Origin of the sequence: Halorubrum sp. SP9 (assembly GCF_005435015.1) — an archaeon.
In the GTDB taxonomy this organism is placed as follows: Archaea; Halobacteriota; Halobacteria; order Halobacteriales; family Haloferacaceae; genus Halorubrum; species Halorubrum sodomense.
The window spans coordinates 88,098-112,575 of the sequence record NZ_SGXU01000001.1; the positions used below are offsets into that span (position 1 = coordinate 88,098).

The following is a 24,478-nucleotide window of genomic DNA, read 5'->3' on the forward strand; positions in this document are numbered from 1 at the left end:
ATCAGCGTGAGTACCCGCCGGTCTGGTGCCGGTCCATCCGGGAGCTCGGCCGGCCGTCGTAGCCGTCGTCGGAGCCGACGTCTTCGGGGGGCTGATACCCGTCAGTGTTCGGGAGGCCCTCTTCCGAGGTGGGGATGTGCCAGTGAGCGAGCCGGCCGTGGATACGCGTCCGATCGCCCCCCACGTCGAGTCTGAGCGTCGGACTCAGCGTCCCGCCGAACAGGTGGCGCTGTTCCGATTCGGAGAGGTCTGCGATGCCGTCGAGCGAATCGCCGGCGAACTCGCGGTAGTTGTAGAAGCTCTGAACGAGTATCTCGTCCCGGTAGGGAAACGCCATCCAGGAGTACGCCTGGAAGGGAACGCTCGCGGGGTTAGTCACGACCAGCCCGGAGCCGTTCAGCGGGTCGTACTCCCCGCGGAGCGAGTCGGCGACGAACCCGTAGAGACCGTCGAAACCGCGAAGGCCGGGCGAAAAGGTGTGCATATGGCTCGAGAAGAAGAGGTAGTATCGGTCGTCGTGGATCACGATGTGGGGACGTTCGAGTTCCTGGTTGACGCAGACGCCGTCGAGGAGCGGCGGTTCGAGTTCCCATTCGAGCGGGTCGCCGCTGTGTGACGTGGCGACGCCGACGCTCCCGTTGAACTCCTGTCGGGCCTCGTCGCCGTCACACCGGTCGCTGTCGGTCGAGACCGGCGTGTTCGCCTCGAACAGGAGGTTCGTCTCACCGGTCTCCGGATCCTCGAAGAACCAGGGATCGCGGAACGTGTAGATCATCCCGCGCGACTGGTCCTCGCTCTCGTACCACCTCCCGTCGGGTTCGAGGATGGTCTCGTGGGTCCAGGGCCCCTCGCTCCACACGCCGTCGTCGTCGGCCTCGAAACGGCCGCCGTGGGCGACCGCGATGCGTTGGGTGTAGTTCAGTTCGTCGACGGACTCGTCCCCGGCAGCGGTGTAGTACAGGTACAGGTCGCCGTCGTCGTACAGCGCGGAGCCGGCCCACTGGCGCTGGCCGAGAGCCTCGGCTTCGAAGACGGGTTCGCCGCCGTGCCACTCGGTTCCGTTCCGGGAGTAAAAGAAGCGGATCTCCGCGACGTCGTGGCGCTTTCCCGGGAGCAGTTCCTCCGGAGCGGTCAGCGAGAAGAGCACCCGCCAGCCGTCGATCTCGGCGATCTCCCCGTGGCGGTCCCGGAGCAACCACGTGTCCCAGATGTGGAGATCCGCGGCGGGATCCTCGGAAGGCGGTTCGATGACCGGCGCCACGGTCTCGGGCGTGCGTTCGATCCGCATCGCCTGGGACCTCGTCCACCGCGGCGGGCGCCCGCCCTCCGGGTTCCGGCGGTCGCCGACGTTGTTCTCAGTCATTTTGGGTTACGGGCTCGTCTGTCGCAAATTCACTTATTCGTCCCGGTCCGCGTGTTGGCGGCCACGCGTCGGTCTCCCCCGGCTCGAAGTCGACTCTCTCACAACGGTTAGTACGGGACGGCAGTGAACACAACTTTCAGTCCAACTATGCGTGAACGCAATTGGTGGACCGAGACCGTCGTCTACCAGGTCTCCCCGCGGAGCTTCAGCGACTCGGACGGCGACGGTCTCGGAGCCGTCCCGGGCATTACGGAAGACCCGAGGCGAAAGCCTCGCCCTTCAGGGCGAGGACGAAGCCGACCGACGGTATTCGACCGCCGACGAACCGGGGAAGTCGCTGGATCCGCGCCCCTACGAGACGCGCCTGTCCGCGCAGTCGCGCCGAGACTAATCGAAGGTGTATATCCGCGCCTCGCACTCTCGACAGACGAGCGTCTCGGACGGCTCGTCCCCGGAACCGGTGTGACCGCCGCAACACGACATGTCCGTCCCCCGTTCCAGCGGGGTCCCGCAGTCGGGACACGAGTCGAGGAACAGCCGATTCGTCCGCGCGGCCGCCAGCCGGGTCTCGTCGTCGGAGAGGAACGACTCGGCCGCGCGGTAGCCGGCGATCTCGGCGATCGCCACCGGACGGCTGAGCCAGGTCTCGTCCACCACGCCGGCGTCCTCGGGGGAGAGCGCGACCCACTCGTCTTCGATGGGCCTCGCCTCGGCCGCCGGCGAGACCGCGAGCGCGGCGCGGGCCAGTTCCCCCGTGGTGCTGTCCCGGAGGCGGTCCATCTCCGCGTGCCACCGTTCGTCGAACGCCGCCGTGGGAGCGACGGTGTCGCCGTCGACCTCGAGGACGCCGCTCTCGACGAGGCGGCCGAGCAGGTCCTCGGGGTCGCCGGGAGCGTTCTCGGTGCCCAGCGACCCGCCCCCGTCCGGCGGCCCGTTCTCACCCGCCGGGGGCTCGTCGAAGAGCGCCGCTCCACCGGGGACGGCGGCGACCAGCCCGGGGGCGAACCGCGGCGTGCCCGGGATCAGATACCCCCGGAGCCAGACCAGCGTCAGGCCGCCCACCGCGGCGGCGACGCCGATCGCCGGCGTGCTGACGGCTCCGAGCGCCACACTACCGGCACCGACGAGCGCGACGTTGACGAGCGTACACGGCCAACAGCGGTCGTCGCCGGTGTGTTCCGACCGGCGGAGTCCGGAACTGTATGACGGGGGCATCCCGACCAGATACCCGCTACCACGGCATCAACTTTCCGCCGACACCGTTCGGCGTCGGCGGTCGGAACCGACGGTCGTCCGCGCGATCCGCTCGGCGTAGTTTTTTGTCGCTCGCTTCGGTACCACGAGCGATGACCGAGATGGAGTACACCACGCTGGGCGAGACGGGGATGGAGGTGTCGCGGCTGGCGCTCGGGTGTATGAACTTCGGGACGGAAGCGCCCTGGATGATCCACGAGGAGTCGGATTCCCGGGCGATCATCGACCGTGCGTTGGAGCTCGGGATCAACTTCCTCGACACGGCCAACGTCTACTCGCGAGGTGAGAGCGAGGAGATCGTCGGTCGAGCGATCGAGGGGTACGACCGCTCGGAGCTGGTCATCGCGACGAAGGTGTACAACCGGATGCGCGAGGGGCCGAACGGACAGGGGCTCTCGCGGAAGCATATCCTCGATCAGGCCGAGGCGTCGCTCGACCGGCTCGGGACCGACTACATCGACCTCTATCAGATCCACCGCTGGGACGACGACACGCCCGTCGAAGAGGTCCTCTCGGCGCTGGATCACCTCGTTACCGAGGGGGTAGTCCGCTACGTCGGGGCGAGCACGATGCCGGCTTGGAAGTTCACCCGGGCGCTGTACGCCGCCGACGTCGAGAACCGCGAGCGGTTCGTCTCGATGCAGCCGGAGTACAACGCCGTCGACAGGCACGAGGAGGCCAACGTGTTACCGGTGTGCGCCGCCGAGGGGATCGGCGTCCTTCCGTGGTCCCCGCTCGCGGGCGGGTTCCTGACGGGGAAGTACTCACGGGGCGAGGACCCCGAATCGGGGAGGGCAGCGAGCGACGACTACACCGCACAGCGGTTCACCGACGAGAACTGGGCGGTGCTAGAGGAGATCCGCGACATCGCCGACGCGAACGGGGCGACGCCCGCGCAGGTGAGTATCGCGTGGCTGCTCCACAAAGACGTCGTTGACGCGCCAATCATCGGACCGAGGAGCGTCGAGCACCTCGAGGAGAACGTCGGGGCGCTCGGCGTCGAGCTGACCGACGAGGAGCTGTCGCGGATCGAGGCTCCTCTCACGCCGCAGTGGCCCGCCCTCGGGAAAGACTGATAGAGGACCTCGGTGCGTTCCGGTACCCCGCGTGGGTTCGCGCGCGGTCGGGTAGACGGTCGGACCCCGATGCTTGCCGCCGATTCTCGCGAGAGATCTCATTTACAACACCGGTAGTACACTGCCGTAACTATATTAATGATTGTTCCTTATAACCGGATGATGTCAGAAGATAGCACACCGAACGGCGTCTCGAGACGGCAGTATCTCGCGGCAACGGGCGCAGTGGGGGCGGCCGGTCTCGCGGGCTGTTCCGGCGGGGGCGGAAACGGCGGGACCTCGTCGGGCTCGTCGGGCGACGGGGAGATCGGCGGTACGGTCACGGTCTTCTCCGGACCGCAGTTCGTGGATGCCGGGTTCCCCGAAGTCCTACACGAGGCGGGCGTGCCCGACTCGATCACCATCGAGATGACTCGGCCTCCCCAAGACACCGGCAGCAAACAGCAGCAGCTCCGGACCGCGATCAACGCGGAGGAGTCCAACCCGGACCTGGTGTTGACCGACAACGGGTGGACGATCCCGTTCATCGTCCGCGGCGACCTGGTCAACCTCGAACAGGAGATGGACGACGCGTTCATCTCCCGGGTCAAAGAGGAGGGCGTCCAGTCGATGCTCAACACGGGGACACACCCGGAGACCGGCGACCTGTACTCGGTCCCGGTGTTCCCCGACTTCCCGACGATCACGTACCGCAAGGACCTGCTCCGGGACGCGGGCTACGGCGACTCGGACTTCGATACGTGGCGGGGAGACCCGCCGACGTGGGGCGAGTTCTCACAGATCGTCACCGAGGCCATGGGCGGGGCCGACGTCGAGTACGGTCACCTCTGGCAGGGGAACAACTACGCCGGGCTGGCGTGTTGTACGTTCAACGAGTTCCTCACGAGCATGGGCGGCGCCTTCTTCGGCGGCCAGGACAACCTCTTCGGGCCGATCGGTGACCGGCCCGTCACCCTCGATTCGGAGGAGTCCATCGACGGGATCGAGGCCGCGGTCGACACCATCCACGGCACGGGCAGCGCCCCGATGGATATCGCGAGCATCTCGCCTCAGGAGGTTGCCGGCTGGGCCGAACCGGACACGAAGAGCGTCTTCGAGGACGGCAGCGCGGTCACCCAGCGCAACTGGACCTACTCCATCGGCGGGGCCTTGACCGCCTTCGAAGGGACGGACATGGAACTCGGCGTGATGCCACTGCCGAAGGGACCGAACGGGTCCTGGCACGCGCAGGGCGGGTGGATCATGTCGATGAACCCCTACACCGACAACATGGCGTCCGCGAAGGAAGTGATCAAGGCGTGGTGGGAGGACTCGGTGCTCAAGTACCAGTTCGACACGGCGAACTTCATGCCGCCGAAGCCGTCGCTGTACAGCTACGTCGAGCAGAGCGACACGTACGGACCGTACTTCGAAGCGCTCCAGTACTCGGCGGAGAACCTGATCCCCCGTCCGACGACGTCGGTGTGGCCGAGTCAGCGTAGTATCGTCGCCGACGAGGTCAACGCGGCGCTCCGTCAGGAGCAGACGCCACAGGAGGCGGCGACGGCGATGCAACAGCAGATCTCCGCCATCGAGGAGCAGTCGGGGTGACGGAGTCCAACTGACGGTCCCTCCCTGAGGGCGTCTCGGGTCCACCGAATTCGAACGATATGTAAAACAAACAATAATGATAAATATTCGTAATAAAAACACGTGGTCGATGTTCGTACCACAACAGCGGGCGGTCGCACAGGGAGGTGTCAGCCACCATGGCCGTTGAACAGGCGGGCCCGGAGGTGTCCGACGGGATACTGACACGGATCGCGACGCGGACGGAGAATTTGAGCGAGCAGGCGTACGCGTACCTGCTGTTGGTGCCGGCGTTCCTCGTCCTGCTTCTGTTCGCGTTCTGGCCGCTGGCGTCGGCGATCAGGATGTCGTTTTTCGCGGACGTGATCACCGGCGGTAACCTGGGAGGGTTCGTCGGGGTGGAAAACTACGTCCGGTTGCTCACGAACAGCAACGCGTTGGCACCGGCGGCGTTCATCGACCCGTCGTTCCAGACGCCGATCTTGGAACAGGCGCTGTTCATGACGATCCTGTTCGCCGTGTTGAGCGTCACGGGCGAGACGCTGCTCGGCTTCCTCTACGCCATGCTGATGAAAGCCGAGTACAAGGGGCGGCGGCTCGTTCGGTTGCTCATCATCCTGCCGTGGGCGATCCCCATCGTCATCCAGGGGATGATCTTCTTCCTGCTGTTCCGACCCGGTTACGGGCTGTTGACCGAGCCGCTTCAGCAGCTCGGGATCTTCTCTTCGCTTCCCCTCAACACGACGTTCGACAGCTTCGTCATCGTGACGGTCGCGGACATCTGGAAGACCTCGGCGTTCATGGCCCTGCTGATCCTCGCGGGCTTGGAGAGCGTCAACCAGGACCTCTACGAGGTGGCCGACGTGATGGGCGCCTCCCGGTGGCAGCGGTTCCGCTACATCACGTTCCCGCTGGTGTTCCCGGTGTTGATGGTCGCGATGCTGTTCCGGACGATGGGCGCGCTGCGGGTGTACGGCATCATCGAATCGACCTCTGTCGGCTGTTCGACGGTTCCGTCGATGACCTGTCTCGTCACCCAACTGATGTTCGGCTCCGCGACGCTGTACGGGTCCGCGGCCGCCGTGAGCGTACTCATCGCCATCGTCGTGGGGCTGTTCATCATGGTGTACCTCCTGTTCATCCGACAAAGCAACCAGAGCCTGGGGTTAGCCTGACATGAGCATCGACGCACGCAACCACGACGACGCGGAAACGTTCGACGGATCGGGCGACGACACCGGTGACGACGGGGAGAACAAGTCCCGCGTCGCGCGGTGGGCGGACGACTGGATCAGGAACCCGGAGAAGGCGTACGCCGTGATGTTAGTGTTCCTCGGCGGCGTCCTGTTGACCACGTCGCTGTTCCCGTTGTACTGGCTGTTCAACGTCGCGATGGCGCCGCCCGGACAGCCCGACATCCCGCTCGTTCCGGCGAGCATAGACCTGTCCGTGTTCGTTCAGGTGTTCCGGCAGGTCCCGTTCGCGCGGTTCATGTTCAACAGCCTGTTTTACGCGTTCACGGTGACGGTGTTCGTGCTCCTCGTCGGGAGCCTCGCCGGGTACGCGTTCGGTCGCCTGGAGTTCCGCGGGAAGACGCCGCTTCTGTTCTCGCTTCTGGTGCTCAGCTTCTTCCCCCCGGCGACGCTGTTCATCCCGCTGTTCCGGGCGTTCAACCAGCAGGTCCCGATGCTCGGCCTGTTCACCCTCCCGGTGGAGGTGTACGGGACGCCGGCCGCGGTCGTCACGCCGCTCAGCGCGTTCACTATGCCGTTGGCGATCTTCATACTGACCACGTTCTACGGCCAGATCCCGGACGGACTCGAAGACGCAGCGAGAGTCGAGGGGACGACCCGGATCGGCGCGCTGTTCCGCGTGATCATGCCGCTGTCGGCGCCCGGCGTCGCGACCGCCGGCATTCTCACTTTCATCACGGTGTACACGGAGTTCTTCTTCTCGTACCTGATGACCGGAAACAGCGCCGCGGACTGGGCGCCGGTGGTCGACGGCGTCCTCGCGTTCCAGACGCAGTACACCGTCCGGTACGACCTCCAAGCGGCGGCGAGCCTGATCGCGATCGTCCCGGTCGCGATCCTCGTCGTCATCGCACAGGACAAGATCATCAGCGGCCTCACGCAGGGTGCCCTCAAGGAGTAACCATGTCACGAGTCAAACTCACGGACGTCACGAAACAGTACGACGACGTAACGGCGGTCGACAACATGAACCTCGACCTGAACGACGGCGAGTTCATCTGCCTCGTCGGTCCGTCGGGCTGCGGGAAGTCCACGACGCTCGAAACGATCGCGGGACTCACCAAGCCCACCTCGGGCGAGATCCTGATCGGCGACCGAGAGGTGACGAACCTCCCGCCGAAGGACCGCGGGATCGCGATGGTGTTCCAGAACATCGCGCTGTTCCCGCACATGGACGTGTACGACAACATCTCCTTCGGGCTCCGGCTGCGGAGCTTCCCCCAAGACGAGATGGACGAGCGCGTCGAGGAGGCCGCGCGGATCGTCCGGATGGAGGGGATGCTCGACCGGATGCCGAGCGAGATGTCCGGCGGGCAGCGCCAGCGCGTCGCGATCGCGCGGGCCATCGTTCGCGACCCGGAGGTGTTCCTGATGGACGAGCCGCTGGCGAACTTGGACGCCAAGCTGCGCGTCAACATGCGGACCGAGCTACAGCGGCTCCACAAGCAGTTAGACACGACGATCATCTACGTCACGCACAACCAGGCGGAAGCGATGACGATGTCGGACCGCATCGCCGTGCTCAACAAGGGCGAACTCCAGCAGATCGCGCCGCCGCTGACCTGCTACAACCAGCCGGCGAACAGGTTCGTCGCCGGTTTCATCGGGTCGCCCTCGATGAACTTCTTCGACGCCACCGTCGGCGACGACACGCTCGACGCGAACGGCTACTCCATCTCCTTCGACGCCACGGCGATCGACGGCGTGGCGAGCGGCGACGCGGTAGACGTCGGCATCCGTCCGGAGGACCTCTACCTCACGACCAATAGCGCCGAGGCCAGGGACCCGAGCGCAACGTTCGCGGTCGAGACGGACGTGCTCGAGCCGATGGGCGACGAGATCTTCGTCTACCTGAAGCCGATTCTCGATCCCGACGACGGCGGGGAAGCGGCCGACTTCGAGGAGCGACAGGGGCTGCTGATGAGCGTCGACCCGGCGACCGACATCGGCGAGGACGAGGACGTCGAGATCGTCTTCGACCGCGCGCAGATTCACCTGTTCGACGACAGGACCGGCGACGCGATCTCGCACGGCGTCGTCGCAGACGCGAACGTCGAAGCCGTCGACGACGGCGTCCAAGCCGACTGAGCCGCTCGCCCGTCGCCGACTCTTTTCAGATCCGGTACACGGCGGCCTCGTACGGCCGGAACGCACTGCTCATCGGGTCGGTCGGCGACTCGTCGTAGTTCCCCGCGAGCGTCTCGACGTCGGCCGGTTCGATCGCTTCCGGTTCGATCGCTTCCGGTTCGAAAGTTGCGGCGGCGTCGGACCAGTTGAGCACGACCAACAGGCGGTCGCCGCCGAGGGTTCGGGTGTACGCGTAGACGCTGGGGTGGTCCGGCAGGAGGAGGTCGTACTCGCCGTACACGAGGGCGTCCGTATCGTGTCTGAGCTCGATCAGTCGGCGGTAGTAGTGCCAGACGGAGTCCTCGCGGCTCCGCTCTTTCTCGACGTTGATCTCGCCGTAGTTGTCGTTCACCGGGAACCACGGGTCGCCGTCCGTGAAGCCGGCGTGCGCCTCGTCGGACCACTGCATCGGCGTCCGGGCGTGGTCCCGGCTCCAGTAGTTCACGAGGTGCGCGACGTCCGCGAAGGAGTCGACGCCGTCGCGGCGGGTGAGCGCCTCGACCGCCCCGATCGTCTCGACATCGTCGATCTCGTCCAGGCTCTCGAACGCCGCGTTCGTCATCCCGATCTCGTCGCCCTGGTACACGTACGGCGTGCCGCTCAGAGTCAGCAGGAACGTCGCCAGGAGCGTCGCGCTCTCCCGTCGGTACTCGCCGTCGTCGCCGAACCGGGAGACGATCCGCGGCTGGTCGTGGTTCCCGAGGAAGACGGCGTTCCACCCGCGGCCCCGCAGCCCCTCCTGCCAGCGGTCCATCACGCGCTTGAACGTCGGCAGATCGAACTCCCCCGGGCCGCTCGGGTCCCAGATCCCGTCCGGGCCGGCGTCGACCTCCATGTGCGCCGACTGGAAGAGCATCCCCAGCCCGACCCCGTCGTCGCCGAGGTAGCTCGCCGCGGTGTCGACGTCCGTGTGCGACATCTCGGCGACGGTCATCGCGTCGCGTCCGGACGTCGTCTCGACGATCTCGCTGAGGTACTCCTCCAGCCGCGGCCCGTTGAAGAACTGTTCCTCGCCGACGACGTCGCCGTCGGGGTCGCCGTCGGGATACCCCGCCGGCTTCGAGAGGGGGTTCAGGGCGTCCATCCGGAAGCCGTCGACGTCCTTGTCCAGCCACCACCGGATCAGCTCCGTGACGGACTCGCGGACCCGAGGGTTCCGCCAGTTCAGGTCCGGCTGGTTCCCGTGGAAGAGGTGGAGGTACCACGCGCCGCGGGTCTCGTCGTAGCTCCACGCCGAGCCGCCGAAGAACGACTCCCAGTTGTTCGGCGGTTCGTCGGGGGAGCCCTCCACCCAGTGGTAGTAGTCCTCGTACCCCGCTTCCTCGCGTCGCGACCGCTGGAACCACTCGTGTTCCGCGGAAGTGTGGTTGACGACGAGGTCCATCACGAGGCGGACGTCGCGGTCGTGAAGCGCGTCTCGAAGCGCTTCCCAGTCGGCCATCGTGCCGAACTCCGGGTCGATCGCGCGGTAGTCTCGAATGTCATAGCCGTTGTCCTCTTGCGGCGAGTCGTACACCGGACAGAGCCAGACGACGTCGATTCCCAGCTCATCGAGGTAGTCGGCCTTCTGCGTGATCCCACGGAGGTCGCCGATCCCGTCGCCGTCAAAATCGTTGAAGCTCCGCGGGTAGATCTGGTAGACGACGCTCTCCTTCCACCAGAACCGATCCGGGTCTGCGGCGTCCCCTCCGGAGGTCATCGGCGGGGAGACGCGCCGCGATGACTCGGTGTGGATCGCTCCTCGCGCGAAGCCGGCGTGTGGTCGACGGTGCGACGTCGGAGAGAACACATACAACTCACATCCGAGTATATTTGTAAAAACATATCGGTCGCGGGGGGAGCGCCCCCGGACCGTCCCGATCGCGACCGTGCCCGAATTTTTATTATTTTCATACTCCTGACTCCGAGTATGGTGGCGCATGACGCGTGACGTCCTTGTCGCCGGCGAGACCCTGATCGATTTCATTCCTGACCGCCCCGGACCGCTCGCGGACGTGGAGTCGTTCTCCAAGCGAGCGGGCGGAGCGCCGGCCAACGTGGCGGTCGGGCTGGCGCGGCTCGACCGGACGCCGTGGTTCTGTACCGCGCTCGCCGACGACCCGTTCGGCTCGCATCTCGCGCGGGTGCTCGACCGCGAGGGCGTTCCGGACGACTTCGTCACGGAGGTTCCGGACAGCCGGACGGCGCTGGCGTTCGTCTCGCACGGTCCCGACGCCGATCGAGAGTTCACCTTTTATCGCTCGAACACGGCGGACAGACACCTCGACACGAGCGTCGTCGGCGACGACACCCTCGAGTCAGTCGATATCGTCGTCGTGGGAGGCGTCACTCTGACCGTCGAGCCGGCGCGGTCAGCGACCTTCGATCTCGTCGAGCGGGCCCGCGACCGTGGCTGCCGCGTCGTTTTCGATCCGAACGTTCGCCCCGAACTGTGGGAGACGGAGCCGACACCCACGATCGAGCGGATGCTCTCCGAGACGGACGTTCTCAAGGCCACCCGCGAGGACCTCGAGGGGGCCGGCCTCCCGACGACGCCACCGGACATCCTCGCGGCCGGACCGGACGCGATCCTCCTGACCGAGGGGAGTTCCGGCGCGCGTCTGATCACCGACAGCAACGCCCGATGGGGGGCCGGTGAGTGGCACCACCCCGGATACGACGTCGACGACGTCGTCGATACGACCGGCGCCGGTGACGCCTTCGCCGCGGGGGCGGTCGCGGGGCTCGTCGCCGGCGACGAACCGAACGCCATCCTCGCGTTTGCCAACGCGGTCGCCGCCGCGTCGACGACGCGCCGCGGCGCGATGGCTGCGCTCCCCGACCGGCGGACCGTCGCGAACGTACGCGACGGGTCGTGACCCGTTCCGGGCAGCGGGTCCGCGGAACGCTCGTGGTTCGTGATCACTCGGCGGGTTCCGTCCCCGCGCGCAACGACGGATAGCTATCGACGTCCGCGACGTCGGTAACGACGATCCGCGTCGCCTCCACGTCTTCGACCACGGCGTTCCATCCGCCGATACGGACCCGTTCGTGACCGGTATCGACGATCAGCGTCACCTGTCCGGCGATCTGCGGATCCGATTCTTCACCCCCCACGACGGACTGGACGCCCTCGACGGTGCCCGTGACCGTCCGCGGTTCGCCGGTGGCGAGATCGGTCCCTTCGACCCGGACCGTCACCGTCGCCTCGGACTCGAACAGCGGTCGTGCCTCGCGTATGAACTGCCGGATATCGACGTACTCGATCGGCAGGGTCTCCTGCCGCTCGGAATATATCGGCGTTCCGTGCGCCCATAGACACGTCATAAAGAACCAGTGGAAGACGAAGGTGTACTCCTCATCGTTGACGAGGACGCCGTACTGGTTGACCGCGTCCGGGTGGTGGGAAAAGCAGGCGCTCTGTCGGTCGACCGACGCGACGAACGGGGCCGGAAGTCCGCGGTACCGGGCCTCGTGACAGATTCCGGACACCGATTCGGCCGTCGGCGGATCGCCGGCCGATTCCGTGTAGACGAGTACGTGGACGGCGACGCCGCGCTCGTGTGCCCGTTTCAGCGGTTCACGGAGCTGTTCGAGCTGTTCGGGCGTCACGGAGACGTACACGCGTGTCTCCGCCTGTTCGATGAACAGCTGCGCGCGGTCGATGACCGTCTGGAACTGCTTGACGATGCTGGCCGTGGATTTTTCGAGCGGCGGCTGTTCCCACCGGTCTTCGATTTCGTCGGCCGCCGATTCGAGTCGATCGGCCCTGTCTCGGAGGTCGTCGAGCACCACGGCAGGGCTGTGTGCCCGCGCTTTGAGCGTGCCCTGCTCGTACTTCTCGATGTACTCTCGTTCGGCTAAGGCGTCAATCACGTCATAGACGCGCGCATTCGGGATGTCGCTCGCGTCGGCGACCGAGGTCGCCGACGCGGTCCCCAGATCGAGGAGCGCGACGTACACCGCCGCTTGGTACGGCGACAGGCCCGCGTCTTCGAGCGTACTTATCAGAGCGTCCGTCTCCATAGCCGCCCCTTACGCAGGTAGTGAATAAGTATTGTCGTGCCGGAACGGCCCGGTGGGCGGGCGCTTCACGACTGCCGCCAGCGCCGCGGCCACGCCTTATCGGACTGAGACGCCGATCTCCGCGACGATGTCACGCGCAGAGCGGCCGACGAAGAGCGCGTTCTCCCCCGATGCGAGAGTCCAGCCGGTCTGTTCGTCGTAGTACTCGAACTCCGAACGCGCAACCGACACCTCCGGCGTCCGCCGTTCGCCCGCTTCAAGCGTCGTCGCCTCGAACCCGACGAGTTCGCGCTCCGGCGTTGGGACCGGCGCAGCGGCCTTCTGAGCGTACACCTGTACGACGGTTTTGCCCCGACGATCCCCCGTGTTCTCCACCGGGACTGCCACGGCGAATCCGTCGCCGTCCTCGGTCACCGACGGCTGCCCGTACGCGAACGAGGTGTAAGAGAGGCCGTGTCCGAAGGGGAACGCGGGGCGAACGTCGCGTTCGTCGAAGTACCGATAGCCGACGAAGACGCCCTCGTCGTATCGGGCCACGTCGTTGACCCCGGGGAACGCCGTCTCATCGCTCGCGGGATAGTCGGCCGCACTGCGTCCGAAGGTCGTCGGGAGGCGCCCGCCGGGCTCGGCGTCACCGAAGAGCAGGTCGGCGAGCGCGTCGCCGTCGGCCTGCCCGGGGTACCACGTTTCGAGCACGGCGTCGACCGCGTCCAGCCACGGCATCTCGACGGGTCCGCTCGTCCGGAGTACGACGACTGTCCGGTCGGCGACACCGGCAACCGCTTCGACCAGATCGTCCTGCCGGCCGGGGAGGCCGAGATCCGGGCGGTCCCGGAACTCCGTCGCGTCGTCTTGGACGACAACGACGGCGCAGTCAGCGGCTGCGGCCGCGTCGACTGCGTCGTCGATGCTCGGATCGGGGCCCTCCTCGTCCGACTCCGCGCCGAACATCCGCGACTCCGAGACGGGGGGGACCCCGCGTTCGACGGTGACGGAAACCTCCCTCGCCTCGAGCCCCTCGACGGGCGAGGTCCGGGTGAACGGCGAGACCTCCGAGGAGCCGCCACCGCCCAGTTTGGCGCGGTCCGCGTTCGGGCCGATCACCGCGAGTGAACCGACGTCCCCCAGCGGGAGCGTGCCGTCGTTCCGCAGGAGGACCGCGCCCTCCGTGGCGATTTCCCGTGCGAGTTCCCGGTGTGCCGCCGCGTCGAGTTCGCCCGCCGGCTCCTCGTCGAAACGGCCGATCGAAGCCGTGCCCCGCAGGACGCGCGCGACCTTCTCGTCGACGACGGCCTCGTCGAGTTCGCCGGACTCGACCGCCTCTCGGAGGGGGTCACCGAACAACGCCGGAACGTCCGGAACCGGTGGCATCGCCTCGGGAACGTCGTCGACGTCGATGTCGGTGGGGACGAACTCCTCGGGGTCGATCCCGGGCATTTCGACGTCGAGACCGGCACGGGCCGCCGCGACGGTGCTACGAGTGCCCCACCAGTCCGAGACGACGAAGCCGTCGAAGCCCCACTCGCCCTTCAGAACGTCCGAGAGGAGGTACCCGTGGTCGCTCATATGCGTCCCGTTGACCCGGTTGTAGGCGGTCATCACCGACGTCACGTCCGCCTCCTCGACCGCCGCGCGGAACGCCGGCAGGTAGATCTCGCGGAGCGCTCGCTCGCTGACCGCCGCGCTGACGTCGTAGCGGTTCGTCTCCTGATTGTTCGCGACGAAGTGTTTGACCGTCGCGGCGACGCCTTCCGACTCGAGGCCGTCGATCACGGCGACGCCGGTTCGCGCGGTCAGATAGGGGTCCTCGCCGTAGTATTCGAAGTTACGCCCGCCGTGCGGCACTCGGGCGATGTTGACTCCCGGCGCTAAGACGATGTCTTGGCCGTGGGCGGCCGCCTCCCCGGCGAGCGCTCGTCCGAACCGTCGAGCGAGCGAGGGCCGCCACGACGCTGCGAGCGCCACCGAAGCGGGGAACGCCGTCGCGCGCTCTCCGCTCGCTCGGACGCCGAGCGGCCCGTCGACGAGCGACAGCGGCGGGACGCCGACGCGATCGACGCCCGGGAGGTACCCCGTCGCCTTCCCGTCCGGATCGACGGCGCCGTGGACGAGTCGGAGCTTCTCATCGAGCGTTAGCCCGCCGGTAATCTCGCTGATGTCTCCGTCCATGGCGACCACGTTCTCCGCGGATCGCCTTCGGTGTTTCTCCGGTCGTCCCCGCACGGACGGACCGCTCCCGACGAGTAGCCGCCGTCGCGACGCGCCTTTTAACCCGTTCAGGCGCGCACGGTCGGACATGTTCGAAGACCGGCCGGACCGCGACGCCGAGGTCGTCCTCGTGGGGCGCTCGAACGTCGGCAAGTCCACGCTGATGCGCGAGCTGACGGGCCACGACTTCTCGACCGGCGGGAAGCCCGGAGTCACCCGTCAGCCGAACCACTTCGACTGGGCCAGCGAGGGCTTCATGTTCACGGACCTCCCCGGCTTCGGCTTCATGTCCGGCGTCGAGGAGGAACAGCGCGAGCAGATCAAGACCGACATCGTCCGCTACCTAGAGGACAACGCCGACTCGATCCTGGCGGGCGTCGTCGTGATGGACGGGAAGGCGGCCGTCGACATCATCGACCGCCACGCCGAGCGCGGGAACGTCCCCCACGACGTGGAGATGTTCGGCTTCCTCGAGGACGTCGGCGTCGAACCCATCGTCGCCGTCAACAAGACCGACAAGATCGACGACCTCGACGAGCGGCTCGACGCGATCTGCGACCGGCTCGGGCTGTACCCGCCGTGGCAGCAGTGGTCCGACCGCGTGGCGCCCGTCTGCGCGAAGCGCGGTGACGTCGAGGCGTTGGAGGACTGCCTCCGGACGCGCTTCCACGACCACAACCGCGACGACCTGCTGAAGTTCGTCTCCTGACGCCCGTCCGAGGCCTCACCCTCGCTTGACGCACCTCCGAGGCCTCACCCTCGCTTGACGCCCGTCCGAGGCCTCACGCTTCTCCGACATCGCCGGTCGCTCCGCTCCGGGTCCCGGGCCGAATCGCCGGCGAGCGCGTCGGGTACTCGCCCCGTTTATGTCGCTCGCGCCCGTGGGGATCGTATGCGAAACGTGGACGCCGCGGGGCTCGGGATCGGCGACGACCACCCGCCCCGGATCATGGGCGTGCTCAACGTCTCGGAGGAGTCGCCGTACGACCCGAGCGTGTACGACGACCCGGGCGAGGCCGCCGCGTACGTGGACGAGGAGCTGATCGGCGAGGGGGCCGACATCGTCGACGTGGGCCTCGAATCGGCCAACAAGGACCTCGACGTGCTCTCGGCCGAACAGGAACTCGATCGCCTCGACACCGCCGTCGAGACGCTGGAGTCGACCTCGGGCGACGCCGTCTGGTCGATCGAGACGCGCTACCACGAGGTCGCGGACGAGGCGCTCTCGCGCGGCTTCGACATGGTCAACGACATCTGCGGGTTCGCGGACCCCGAGATGCCCCGCGTCTGCCGCGAGCACGACGTCGCCGTCTCGAAGATGGCCTCGCCGCCGGACCTGGAGCGACCGGGGGCCGTCGAGGCCGTGGACGACATCTACGAGGCGCTCTCGATGAACGGCTTCACCGACAAGACGATCCTCGACCCCGCCTTCGGCGGCTGGTCCGAGGCGAAGACCCACGACGACGACCGCGAGACGCTCCGTCGCCTCCGGGAGTTCCGCGGCTACGGCCGCCCCCTGCTCGTCTCGATAAACCGCAAGAGCTTCCTCAAGACCATCGCGGGCCGCGGTACCGAGGAGGCGCTGCCGGTCTCGCTGGCCGCGACGTCGATGGCGGTCGAGCGCGGCGCCCACGTGATCCGGACCCACGACGTGGCCGAGACGCGCGACGCCGCCCTCGTCGGCGCCGAGTTCGCCCGCGACCGCTACCGGTCCGGCCCCGCGTCTGACGCCGTCGCCGTCGAGGAGCTCGACGTGACGACGGTCCGGGAGGCGGAGCGCCACCTCGACCGGATCGGTGCGGCGGAGGTAACCCAGGGCGATCGGCCGGTCGCCGACGGCGCCGTCGTTCGCACCTACGAGCTCTCCGGGCTCGACGAGCCCGCGGTCGGCGCCCTGCGCGCCGCGACCGTCGGCGGCGACGCGGGCGCCGCGGCGTTCGCGCTGGGCGACCCGAACCGAGCGGAGGCCGTCGCGGCCCGCTCGGCGACCGACGGGGGTGCCGGGGTCGACGGTGACACCGGTAACACGGCCGGGAGCGACCGACGCGGACTGCTGATCGGGACGCCCGCCGCGATCGCCTCGGTCAGAGACGCGGTATCCGGCGTTTCAGGCGCGCTCGACCACGCGCTCGACGGTATCGACCGACACGTGAGTTAAGAGAAAGTTTATGCCCTCGTGTAGACAACCGATCGACCGGACGCCGGAGGGGCACGCGGGTAGGGGTACTCTGTGCCACTCCGGTCCATACCATATCTCGACCGCCGAGCGGCGCCGCCGCTCCGCGGCGCGTGTGGCGACCCCGCGGGGCGTGATCCGCGCGTGAACTTCGCGACGTTCGAACCCGTCTACGAGGCGGTCATCGCGGACTTCGGCTTCGACCGTGCGGCCGACGAGCGCGCCCGCGACGCAGCCGCCGACCTCGCGACGCCGTTCCCGCTCGACCGCCTCGGCGACTGGCGGGGGGAGACGGTCGCCGTCGCTGGCGCGGCGCCGTGCCTCGCGGACGAGGTCGCGCTCGCCCGCGACGCCGACGTCGTCGTCGCCGCGTCCACGGCCGCCGACGTCCTCGCGGACCGCGGCGTCGCCGTCGACTGTCTGGTGACGGACCTCGACAAGAACCCCGAGACCGCCGCGGAACTCACCCGCGACGGGGTCCCGGTCGCCGCCCACGCCCACGGCGACAACCTCCCGGCGGTCCGCGAGTGGCTCCCGCGCTTCGCCGACGAGTGGACGCTGGCGACGACGCAGGCGGCTCCCGTCGGTCCCGTCCGTAACACGGGCGGGTTCACCGACGGCGACCGCGCCGCGTTCCTCGCCGACCACGTCGGGGCCGCCGAACTCGTCTTCCCGGGCTGGGAGTTCGACGATCCCGCCGTCGACCCGATGAAGGCGCGGAAGCTCGACTGGGCCGCCCGGCTGCTGAGATGGCTCGAACGGCGTCGCGACGAGCGGTTCGCGGTCTTGGACGGTCGTCGAGAGGCGGCCGACGCGGCGCTCCGGGAGACCCTCGGCGACCGGTCCGACGACTAATTCGACCCCTGCTCTACGCGCGGTTCCGGGAACAGCTCGCCCTCGTCGCGCTCGCCGATCCACTCCGCCAGCCCGACGAGCTGGTCCGCGGCGGCCTCGAACAGGCGCTCGCTCTTCTCCGGGGTCACGTCGGTCGGGTCGCCGAACGCGCCGTTCGCGGAGTTGTCGATCGAGTCGTAGAACGTCCGGGCGCCGTGGACGGTCGTCTCCGCGCTCTCGAGGTCGACGAGCCCGCCGTCGCGGGCGTCTTCGAGCCGGTCCTCGCGGACGAGCTCGGGCGCGAGGTGGGTGATCATCGCGGTCTCCTTCGGGCCGGCGTGGGGGCCGTTGCGCTCGAAGAGCTCGTCGACCAGCTCCGGGATCGACTCGTCCCACATCCACTCGACCGCGTAGGCGACCTCGTCCTCGTGGAGCCGGCGGCCCACCTCTCGGAGGTGCTGGACGTTGCCGCCGTGGGCGTTCACGAACACGATACGGTCGATGCCGTGGTACGCGAGGTTCCGCGCGAACGACTCGACGTAGTCGCGGAACTCGGGCGGGTCGACCCACATCGTCCCCGGGAACTGCCGGTGGTGAGGGCTGACGCCGACGTTGATCGTCGGCGTGCGGAACGCGTCCGAGCGGTCCGCGGCCGCCGTCGCGAGCCCCTCGGCGATCAGGTGGTCGGTCGCCAGCGGGAGGTGCGGGCCGTGCTGTTCGGTCGAGCCGAGCGGGACGAGCGCGACGGAACCGGGGGACAGCGCGTCGCCCAGCTCCGGCCAGGTGTGGTCCGCGAGGTACATACCGCCGACTCGCGCGCGACACGTATCAACCCCGTCGTCTCGGTCGGGTTCGCCGGGATCGCGTTGGGCGGACGCCGCCGGGATCGAGCGCGTCGCCCGTCGCCGCCGCGCCGGCCCTGCGGCCCGTGTCGACACCCTTTTTGTGTCGTCCGGCCGAACCGAGGACCATGTTCGGAGGCGGCGGCATGAACCCGCGGAAGATGAAACAGATGATGAAACAGATGGGGATCGACGTCGAGGAGCTCGACGCCGAGCGGGTCGTCATCGAGACGGCCGACGGCGACGACCTCGTCTTCGACGGCGCTCAGGTCACCAAGATGGACGCTCAAGGGCAGGAGACCTACCAGATCGTCGGCTCCCCCGACGCGGTGGCCGACGCTGGCGCGGGCGGCGGCGCGACGGCGGTCGAAGGGGGCGACGAGCCCGCGCTCGACGACGCTGACGACGCGGACGACGGAGACGACGGCATCCCCGAGGAGGACGTGAAACTGGTCGCCCAGCAGGCCGGCGTTTCGAGAGAGGCCGCCCGCGACGCCTTGGAGGCGGCCAACGGCGAGCCGGCCCGGGCGATCTCGGACCTCCAGTGACGGACGCCGCGTACCTGCTCGTCCACGAGGACCGCGAGTACTTACTGGAGCCCGGCGAGGAGTTCGGCACCGACCTCGGCGTGCTCGAGGTCCCCGACGACGTCGCGGCCGGCGACACCGTCGAGACCCATCTCGGCACCGTCTTCGAGGTCCGCGCGCTCCGCGGCCCCGACCTGTTCAACCACCTCGAACGCACCGGCGCGCCGATGATGCCGCGCGACGTGGGCCTCGTGATGGGCCACACGGGCGCCTCGGGCGGCGACCGCGTCCTCGACGCCGGCACCGGGACGGGGATCCTCGCGGCGTACCTCGGCCGCGCGGGCGCCGACGTGACGACCTACGAGGTCGACCCCGAGTTCGCCGAGGTCGCCCGCGGGAACATGGCGACCGCGGGCGTCGCCGACCGCGTCGAAGTCCGGACCGGCGACCTCACCGAAGAGCTGGACGCGCTCGCCGAGGGCGAGCCGTTCGACGTCCTGACGCTCGACACGGGAGACGCCCCGGCGGTCGTCGAACGCGCCGTCGACCTGCTCGCGCCCGGCGGTCACCTGGCCGTCTACTCCCCGTTCGTCGAGGGGACCCGCGACGCGGTCCTCGCCGCCCGCGAGGCGGGCCTCTCGGAGGTCGAGACGCTCGAAACGATCCAGCGCGAGATGGACTTCTCCGACCGCGGCTCCCGCCCCTCCACGGCGGGCGTGGGGCACACGGGGTACCTCGTGTTCGCGCGAGCGCCCTGAGTTCGGCGCTCACGACGTTTCTCTCCCGTCGCTTTCTCTCCCAGTGCTTTCCTCCCTCAGCGGCGCGCCCCCGTGACCGGCGCAACGCTCATCCGGATCGCGGTAGTCACCGATCGGTGTGACCGCGGACGACGCCGGAACCGAGGCCGACTCCGAGGCCGCGAGCGACGACTTCGACGGGGCGTCCGAGGTCTCCGACGTCCTTCCGCGTCCCGACGACCCGCTCGCCGAGGCGGTCGAGGCCGCGCTGGCGGGGCGGTCCGCGGTCGTCGCGGTCGGCGTGCCGATCCGGCTGCTCCCGGCAGTGCTCGCGGCCCGAGAGCGCTCGTCGGGGGACCCGTGGCGGATCGCGTGCCGCCCCGGCGTCGTCGACGCGCTCTCACGGGCGCTCGTCCTCGGCAGCGCGGTCGCCGAGGCGGTCGAGGGCGGCGAAATCCGGATTCGGACCGGCGAGCCGCTCGGACACGGGACGGGCGGGACGCTGTTCGCGAGCCCGGACCGCGTCGACGCCCTCGTCGGCCCCCGGGGAGGTCGGACGCTCGCGACGACGGCGGCCGACGCTCAGGTAGCGGCGGCCGGTTCGGAGGCTGTCGACGGCACCCGCGCGACGGCCGAGTCGCGGTTCGACGCGGCGGCGGCGGCGACCGTCGGGATGCCCTCGCGGACTCGGCTTCTCGCCCATGCGCGCGAGGTCCTCGACGACCGGTTCGCGGACGACCTGGCGGCCCTGCTGGCGTCGCTCGCTCCCGGCGAGTTCGGCCGCACGACCGGGGTGACGGACCGGACGCTCCTCGTCGCGCTCGCGGCGCGCCACGACCACCTCTTCCGAGACCTCCGCGCCTGGGTCGGGACCGACGGCGTCGGGATCGCCCCGGCACAGGAGTTCACCCGGGACCGCCGGGCCCTCGTCGACCGGGAGCTGATCGAGTCGATCAAGGTCCCGATGGGACCGGGTCGGCCGATGTTCCGGCTCCGCGCGGTCGACGACGCCCTGTTGCGCGCGCGACCGGAGGAGGTGCCGAGCATCCTCGACGGGCGATTCGCGCTGCCGACCGACGCGGACGGGCGGATCAGAGACGACGCGAGCCGCGGGGGGCGACGACCCGTCTGGGAGCGTCGGCGGTGGTGACTCCGCGATCCCGGTCGGAGGGTCCGGACCGTCGGCCGACCCGACGTGGCAAGAACTAACTCGCGGCGGCGCCCCCACACGGATATGACGACGTTCTCCGACAGGGTCGAACGGATCTCGATAAGCGGGATCCGCGAGGTGTTCGAGGCGGCCGGCGACGACGCGATCAACCTCGGGCTGGGCCAGCCCGACTTCCCGACGCCGGACCACGCCCGGCGGGCCGCGGTCGACGCCATCGAGGCAGGGAAGGCCGACGCCTACACCGAGAACAAGGGGACTCGGTCGCTGCGCGAGGCGATCGCCGAGAAGCACCGCGCCGACCAGGGAATCGACCTCGACCCCGGGAACGTCATCGCGACCGCGGGCGGCAGCGAGGCGCTTCACGTCGCCCTCGAAGCGCACGTCGACGCCGGCGACGAGGTGTTGATCCCCGACCCGGGATTCGTCTCCTACGACGCGCTGACGAAGCTGACCGGCGGCGAACCGGTCCCGGTGCCGCTCCGCGACGACCTCACTATCGACCCGGCCGCCATCGAGGACGCGATCACCGAGGACACGGCGGCGTTCGTCGTCAACTCCCCCGGCAACCCCACGGGCGCGGTCTCCTCCGAGGAAGACGTCCGGGAGTTCGCCCGCATCGCCGACGAGCACGACGTGCTCTGTGTCTCCGACGAGGTGTACGAGTACACCGTCTTCGACGGGGAACACTACTCCCCGATCGAGTTTGCCGAGACGGACAACGTCGTGGTCGTCAACTCCGCCTCGAAGCTGTTCTCGATGACGGGCTGGCGGCTCGGCTGGGTGTACGGCGCCGACGAGCGCGTCGAGCGCATGCTGCGCGTCCACCAGTACGCGCAGGCGTGCGCCTCGGCCCCGGCGCAGTACGCCGCGGAGGCCGCGCTGCGGGGGGACCGCGGCGTGGTCGACGAGATGACCGCCTCCTTCGAGCGCCGCCGCGACATCCTCCTGGAGGGGTTCGCGGAGATCGGCATCGACTGTCCGACGCCGCAGGGGGCGTTCTACGCGATGCCGCGCGTCCCGGACGGATTCGTCGAGGCGTGTATCGACCGCGGCGTGGTCGTCGTGCCCGGCGAGGCGTTCGGCGAGGGCGGCGCCGGCCACGCGCGGATCTCGTACGCCACCGACGAGGCGGAGCTGCGCGAGGCCCTCGACGTCATGGCCGAGGCGTACGCGGCGACGCGCTGACGGCGGGGAACCGCGACGCGGCCGCAACATCTGCCGAGCCATAACCCGAGAGCATTACCCCGGCCCGGGAGGTTTCCGCAAGTTATACCGTCGCCCGCGGAGTATCCGGCGGCAATGGACCGGAACATACAGGTCAGTCGCCTCGACCGGCAGGCGGTCGAGGACCAGGAGGTCGAGATCGTCGAGCGAAAGGGGATCGGTCATCCCGACTCCGTCTGTGACGGCGTCGCGGAGTCGGTCTCGCGGGCGCTCTCGCAGCTCTATCTGGACCGCGTCGGCAAGGTGCTCCACTACAACACCGACGAGACGCAGCTGGTCGCCGGCCGCGCGGCCCCGGCGTTCGGCGGCGGCGAGGTCGTCGAGCCCATCTACATCCTCATCGTCGGCCGCGCCACGAAGGAGTACGAGGGCGAGCAGCTCCCCGTCGACTCGACCGCGCTCGCGGCCGCCCGCGACTACCTCTCCGAGGCGATCCCGGAGCTGGAGTACGGCACCGACGTCGTCGTCGACGTCAAGCTGGGCGAGGGCTCGGGCGACCTCCAGGACGTCTTCGGCGAGGAGACCCAGCAGGTGCCGATGGCCAACGACACCTCCTTCGGCGTCGGCCACGCCCCGCTCACCGAGACGGAGACGATCGTCTACGAGGCCGAGCGCGCGCTCAACACGACGTACCACGAGGACCACCCCGAGCTCGGGCCCGACGTGAAGATCATGGGCAAACGCGAGGGCGACCGGATCGATATCACCGTCGCCGCCGCGATGGTCGATCGGTACGTCGACGGCCTCGACGAGTACGACGACGCGGTCGAGAGCGTCCGCGAGTACGTCGACGACCTCGCCCGCGGGTACACCGACCGCGAGGTGGGCGTCGACGTCAACACCGCCGACGACTACGACGAGGGCTCCGTCTACCTCACCGTCACCGGCACCTCCGGCGAGCAGGGCGACGACGGTTCGGTCGGGCGCGGCAACCGCGCGAACGGCCTCATCACGCCGAACCGACCGATGTCGATGGAGGCGACCTCCGGGAAGAACCCCGTCAACCACATCGGGAAGATCTACAACCTCCTCTCGACGCGGGTCGCCGAGTCGGTCACCGAGGAGGTCGACGGGATCAGGGACCTCCAGGTCCGGCTGCTCTCGCAGATCGGCCGCCCGATCGACGAGCCGCACGTCGCGGACGCCCAGATCGTCACCGAGGGCGACGTGACGTTGGCCGACATCGAGGCCGACGTCCTCGAAATCGTCGACCGCGAGCTGGCCGACGTGACGGACGTGACCCGCAGCGTCATCGAGGGCGACGTCTCGACGTTCTGAGCGCGGACACGGTCGGACCGTGAACCGGGGCGAGCCACACCGGCCCGAGGTTTCTACAGGCGAGGCGCCGTACCGGACGGCATGGCAGACACGCCGACGGACGTCGAGCTCAAGGCCGACCTGACCGACGACGCCGCGCTCGTCACCGGCGCGACGCGCGGGATCGGCGCCGAGATCGCCGCGGAACTCGCCGATCTGGGAGCGACCGTCTACGCCGGGGCGCGCGACCCCGACGACGTGACCGCGGCGGACCAGCGCGCGGTCCGGTTGGACGTGACCGACGACGCCGAGGTTCGCGCCGCGGTCGACCGGATCGAGCGCGAGGCGGGCTCGCTCGACGTCCTCGTGAACAACGCGGGCGTGTTCCCGCGGTCGGGACCGCTCCACGAGATGGACGTCGCGGACTTCGACCGCACGACGGCCGTGAACCTCCGCGGGCCGGTCGTCCTGACCAAGCACGCGCTGCCGCTGCTCTTAGAGGGGACCGGGGGTCGCGTCGTGAGCCTCTCGTCGGGGCTGGGCCAGTTCACCGAGGGGGAGATGGGCGGCGGGTATCCTGCCTACCGGCTCTCGAAGGTCGGCGTCGGCGGGCTGACGGCGTACCTCGACGGCGAGTACGGCGAGCGGGGGCTCATCGCGAACGCCGTCTCGCCGGGCTGGGTCCGGACCGACATGGGCGGCGACGAGGCGCCCCGAACCCCCTCGAAGGGCGCCGAAACGCCGGTCTGGCTCGCGCGGTTCGCGCCGGGGAGCCCCGCGGGGCACCTCTGGAAGGACCGCGAGCGGATCTCGTGGTAGGGCCGACCGCAACCGATTTCACCGCTCCCCGCGACC

Annotated in this window: 21 protein-coding genes; 15 read left to right on the forward strand and 6 right to left on the reverse strand. The window is 68.8% G+C overall.

The annotated features are described in order from the left end of the window. Window position 1 precedes the first annotated feature (1 nt). Together EXE45_RS00450 and EXE45_RS19545 are read right to left on the reverse strand one after the other, a co-directional pair. The gene (locus tag EXE45_RS00450; protein WP_137693231.1) at window positions 2–1,363 is read right to left on the reverse strand and encodes a glycoside hydrolase family 68 protein; all 1,362 of its coding nucleotides are present in this window, start codon (window positions 1,361–1,363) and stop codon (window positions 2–4) included. Between the two features lie 387 nt (window positions 1,364–1,750). Continuing rightward, window positions 1,751–2,578: a hypothetical protein gene (locus tag EXE45_RS19545; RefSeq protein ID WP_092922960.1), complete on the reverse strand. Its 828-nt coding sequence runs from the start codon at window positions 2,576–2,578 to the stop codon at window positions 1,751–1,753. A gap of 131 nt (window positions 2,579–2,709) precedes the next feature. Here EXE45_RS19545 and EXE45_RS00460 point away from each other — a divergent pair, with 131 nt between their 5' ends. The 5 genes from EXE45_RS00460 to EXE45_RS00480 all read left to right on the forward strand — a co-directional run bounded on the left by EXE45_RS00460 (window position 2,710) and on the right by EXE45_RS00480 (window position 8,603). After that, complete coding sequence (locus tag EXE45_RS00460) at window positions 2,710–3,693, forward strand: aldo/keto reductase (RefSeq protein WP_092922957.1); 984 nt, start codon at window positions 2,710–2,712, stop codon at window positions 3,691–3,693. 162 nt (window positions 3,694–3,855) lie between these two features. Then, a complete protein-coding gene (locus tag EXE45_RS00465) occupies window positions 3,856–5,283 on the forward strand; it encodes an extracellular solute-binding protein (protein WP_137693233.1) in 1,428 nt (475 codons plus the stop codon). Between the two features lie 158 nt (window positions 5,284–5,441). Then, window positions 5,442–6,437, forward strand: a complete 996-nt coding sequence (locus tag EXE45_RS00470; RefSeq protein ID WP_174549012.1) for a carbohydrate ABC transporter permease — start codon at window positions 5,442–5,444, stop codon at window positions 6,435–6,437. Between the two features lies 1 nt (window position 6,438). Beyond that, window positions 6,439–7,416: a carbohydrate ABC transporter permease gene (locus EXE45_RS00475; protein ID WP_092922952.1), complete on the forward strand. Its 978-nt coding sequence runs from the start codon at window positions 6,439–6,441 to the stop codon at window positions 7,414–7,416. A 2-nt stretch (window positions 7,417–7,418) separates the two neighbouring features. Continuing rightward, complete coding sequence (locus EXE45_RS00480) at window positions 7,419–8,603, forward strand: ABC transporter ATP-binding protein (protein WP_092922949.1); 1,185 nt, start codon at window positions 7,419–7,421, stop codon at window positions 8,601–8,603. A 25-nt stretch (window positions 8,604–8,628) separates the two neighbouring features. On the opposite strand, the gene EXE45_RS00485 is transcribed toward EXE45_RS00480, so the two are convergent. Beyond that, on the reverse strand, window positions 8,629–10,341 hold the full coding sequence (locus EXE45_RS00485; protein ID WP_137693234.1) for an alpha-glucosidase: 1,713 nt from the start codon (window positions 10,339–10,341) through the stop codon (window positions 8,629–8,631). A gap of 220 nt (window positions 10,342–10,561) precedes the next feature. On the opposite strand from EXE45_RS00485, the gene EXE45_RS00490 reads away from it, so the two are divergent. Beyond that, window positions 10,562–11,500, forward strand: a complete 939-nt coding sequence (locus EXE45_RS00490) for a carbohydrate kinase (RefSeq protein ID WP_137693235.1) — start codon at window positions 10,562–10,564, stop codon at window positions 11,498–11,500. A 43-nt stretch (window positions 11,501–11,543) separates the two neighbouring features. On the opposite strand, the gene EXE45_RS00495 is transcribed toward EXE45_RS00490, so the two are convergent. Together EXE45_RS00495 and EXE45_RS00500 are read right to left on the reverse strand one after the other, a co-directional pair. Continuing rightward, window positions 11,544–12,647 (reverse strand): TrmB family transcriptional regulator, encoded by a 1,104-nt coding sequence (locus EXE45_RS00495; RefSeq protein ID WP_092922943.1) that lies wholly within the window; start codon window positions 12,645–12,647, stop codon window positions 11,544–11,546. Window positions 12,648–12,743: 96 nt separating this feature from the next. Further along, window positions 12,744–14,816, reverse strand: a complete 2,073-nt coding sequence (locus tag EXE45_RS00500) for a glycoside hydrolase family 3 protein (protein ID WP_092922940.1) — start codon at window positions 14,814–14,816, stop codon at window positions 12,744–12,746. 127 nt (window positions 14,817–14,943) lie between these two features. Here EXE45_RS00500 and engB point away from each other — a divergent pair, with 127 nt between their 5' ends. The 3 genes from engB (at window position 14,944) to EXE45_RS00515 (ending at window position 17,886) form a co-directional block, all read left to right on the forward strand. Further along, a complete protein-coding gene (gene engB, locus EXE45_RS00505; protein ID WP_092922937.1) occupies window positions 14,944–15,564 on the forward strand; it encodes a GTP-binding protein EngB in 621 nt (206 codons plus the stop codon). Window positions 15,565–15,747: 183 nt separating this feature from the next. Continuing rightward, complete coding sequence (gene folP / locus EXE45_RS00510) at window positions 15,748–17,013, forward strand: dihydropteroate synthase (protein WP_199233579.1); 1,266 nt, start codon at window positions 15,748–15,750, stop codon at window positions 17,011–17,013. Window positions 17,014–17,175: 162 nt separating this feature from the next. Beyond that, a complete protein-coding gene (locus tag EXE45_RS00515; RefSeq protein ID WP_137693236.1) occupies window positions 17,176–17,886 on the forward strand; it encodes a 6-hydroxymethylpterin diphosphokinase MptE-like protein in 711 nt (236 codons plus the stop codon). Here EXE45_RS00515 and EXE45_RS00520 read toward each other — a convergent pair. Beyond that, window positions 17,883–18,668, reverse strand: a complete 786-nt coding sequence (locus tag EXE45_RS00520; protein ID WP_137693237.1) for a creatininase family protein — start codon at window positions 18,666–18,668, stop codon at window positions 17,883–17,885. The two genes, EXE45_RS00515 and EXE45_RS00520, sit on opposite strands and share 4 nt — an antisense overlap. Window positions 18,669–18,835: 167 nt before the next feature. Between EXE45_RS00520 and EXE45_RS00525 the strand changes: the two genes are divergently transcribed. The 6 genes from EXE45_RS00525 (at window position 18,836) to EXE45_RS00550 (ending at window position 24,442) form a co-directional block, all read left to right on the forward strand. Next, window positions 18,836–19,255, forward strand: a complete 420-nt coding sequence (locus EXE45_RS00525) for a nascent polypeptide-associated complex protein (RefSeq protein ID WP_092922928.1) — start codon at window positions 18,836–18,838, stop codon at window positions 19,253–19,255. Further along, the gene (locus EXE45_RS00530; protein ID WP_137693238.1) at window positions 19,252–19,992 is read left to right on the forward strand and encodes a tRNA (adenine-N1)-methyltransferase; all 741 of its coding nucleotides are present in this window, start codon (window positions 19,252–19,254) and stop codon (window positions 19,990–19,992) included. The genes EXE45_RS00525 and EXE45_RS00530 overlap by 4 nt, the downstream gene beginning before the upstream one ends. A 118-nt stretch (window positions 19,993–20,110) precedes the next feature. Beyond that, window positions 20,111–21,121 carry a DUF5821 family protein gene (locus tag EXE45_RS00535; protein WP_137693239.1) on the forward strand — a complete coding sequence of 337 codons (1,011 nt, stop codon included), beginning with the start codon at window positions 20,111–20,113 and terminating at the stop codon, window positions 21,119–21,121. Between the two features lie 84 nt (window positions 21,122–21,205). Further along, on the forward strand, window positions 21,206–22,327 hold the full coding sequence (locus EXE45_RS00540) for a pyridoxal phosphate-dependent aminotransferase (RefSeq protein WP_092922920.1): 1,122 nt from the start codon (window positions 21,206–21,208) through the stop codon (window positions 22,325–22,327). A gap of 114 nt (window positions 22,328–22,441) precedes the next feature. Beyond that, window positions 22,442–23,644 carry a methionine adenosyltransferase gene (locus EXE45_RS00545; RefSeq protein WP_137693240.1) on the forward strand — a complete coding sequence of 401 codons (1,203 nt, stop codon included), beginning with the start codon at window positions 22,442–22,444 and terminating at the stop codon, window positions 23,642–23,644. 81 nt (window positions 23,645–23,725) lie between these two features. Next, window positions 23,726–24,442, forward strand: coding sequence for an SDR family NAD(P)-dependent oxidoreductase (locus EXE45_RS00550; protein WP_092922914.1), 717 nt, complete (start codon window positions 23,726–23,728; stop codon window positions 24,440–24,442). The last annotated feature ends 36 nt before the right edge of the window (window positions 24,443–24,478 follow it).

Bases quoted from the DNA above. Each gene is read 5' to 3' on its own strand.
- EXE45_RS00480 (WP_092922949.1), top strand. From the start codon at position 7,419: ATGTCACGAGTCAAACTCACGGACGTCACGAAACAGTACGACGACGTA.
- engB (WP_092922937.1), top strand. From the start codon at position 14,944: ATGTTCGAAGACCGGCCGGACCGCGACGCCGAGGTCGTCCTCGTGGGG.
- EXE45_RS00475 (WP_092922952.1), top strand. From the start codon at position 6,439: ATGAGCATCGACGCACGCAACCACGACGACGCGGAAACGTTCGACGGA.
- EXE45_RS00465 (WP_137693233.1), top strand. From the start codon at position 3,856: ATGTCAGAAGATAGCACACCGAACGGCGTCTCGAGACGGCAGTATCTC.
- EXE45_RS00490 (WP_137693235.1), top strand. From the start codon at position 10,562: ATGACGCGTGACGTCCTTGTCGCCGGCGAGACCCTGATCGATTTCATT.
- EXE45_RS00520 (WP_137693237.1), bottom strand. From the start codon at position 18,668: ATGTACCTCGCGGACCACACCTGGCCGGAGCTGGGCGACGCGCTGTCC.
- EXE45_RS00550 (WP_092922914.1), top strand. From the start codon at position 23,726: ATGGCAGACACGCCGACGGACGTCGAGCTCAAGGCCGACCTGACCGAC.
- EXE45_RS00450 (WP_137693231.1), bottom strand. From the start codon at position 1,363: ATGACTGAGAACAACGTCGGCGACCGCCGGAACCCGGAGGGCGGGCGC.
- EXE45_RS19545 (WP_092922960.1), bottom strand. From the start codon at position 2,578: ATGCCCCCGTCATACAGTTCCGGACTCCGCCGGTCGGAACACACCGGC.
- EXE45_RS00545 (WP_137693240.1), top strand. From the start codon at position 22,442: ATGGACCGGAACATACAGGTCAGTCGCCTCGACCGGCAGGCGGTCGAG.
- EXE45_RS00525 (WP_092922928.1), top strand. From the start codon at position 18,836: ATGTTCGGAGGCGGCGGCATGAACCCGCGGAAGATGAAACAGATGATG.
- EXE45_RS00540 (WP_092922920.1), top strand. From the start codon at position 21,206: ATGACGACGTTCTCCGACAGGGTCGAACGGATCTCGATAAGCGGGATC.
- EXE45_RS00495 (WP_092922943.1), bottom strand. From the start codon at position 12,647: ATGGAGACGGACGCTCTGATAAGTACGCTCGAAGACGCGGGCCTGTCG.
- EXE45_RS00485 (WP_137693234.1), bottom strand. From the start codon at position 10,341: ATGACCTCCGGAGGGGACGCCGCAGACCCGGATCGGTTCTGGTGGAAG.
- EXE45_RS00460 (WP_092922957.1), top strand. From the start codon at position 2,710: ATGACCGAGATGGAGTACACCACGCTGGGCGAGACGGGGATGGAGGTG.
- folP (WP_199233579.1), top strand. From the start codon at position 15,748: ATGCGAAACGTGGACGCCGCGGGGCTCGGGATCGGCGACGACCACCCG.
- EXE45_RS00500 (WP_092922940.1), bottom strand. From the start codon at position 14,816: ATGGACGGAGACATCAGCGAGATTACCGGCGGGCTAACGCTCGATGAG.
- EXE45_RS00470 (WP_174549012.1), top strand. From the start codon at position 5,442: ATGGCCGTTGAACAGGCGGGCCCGGAGGTGTCCGACGGGATACTGACA.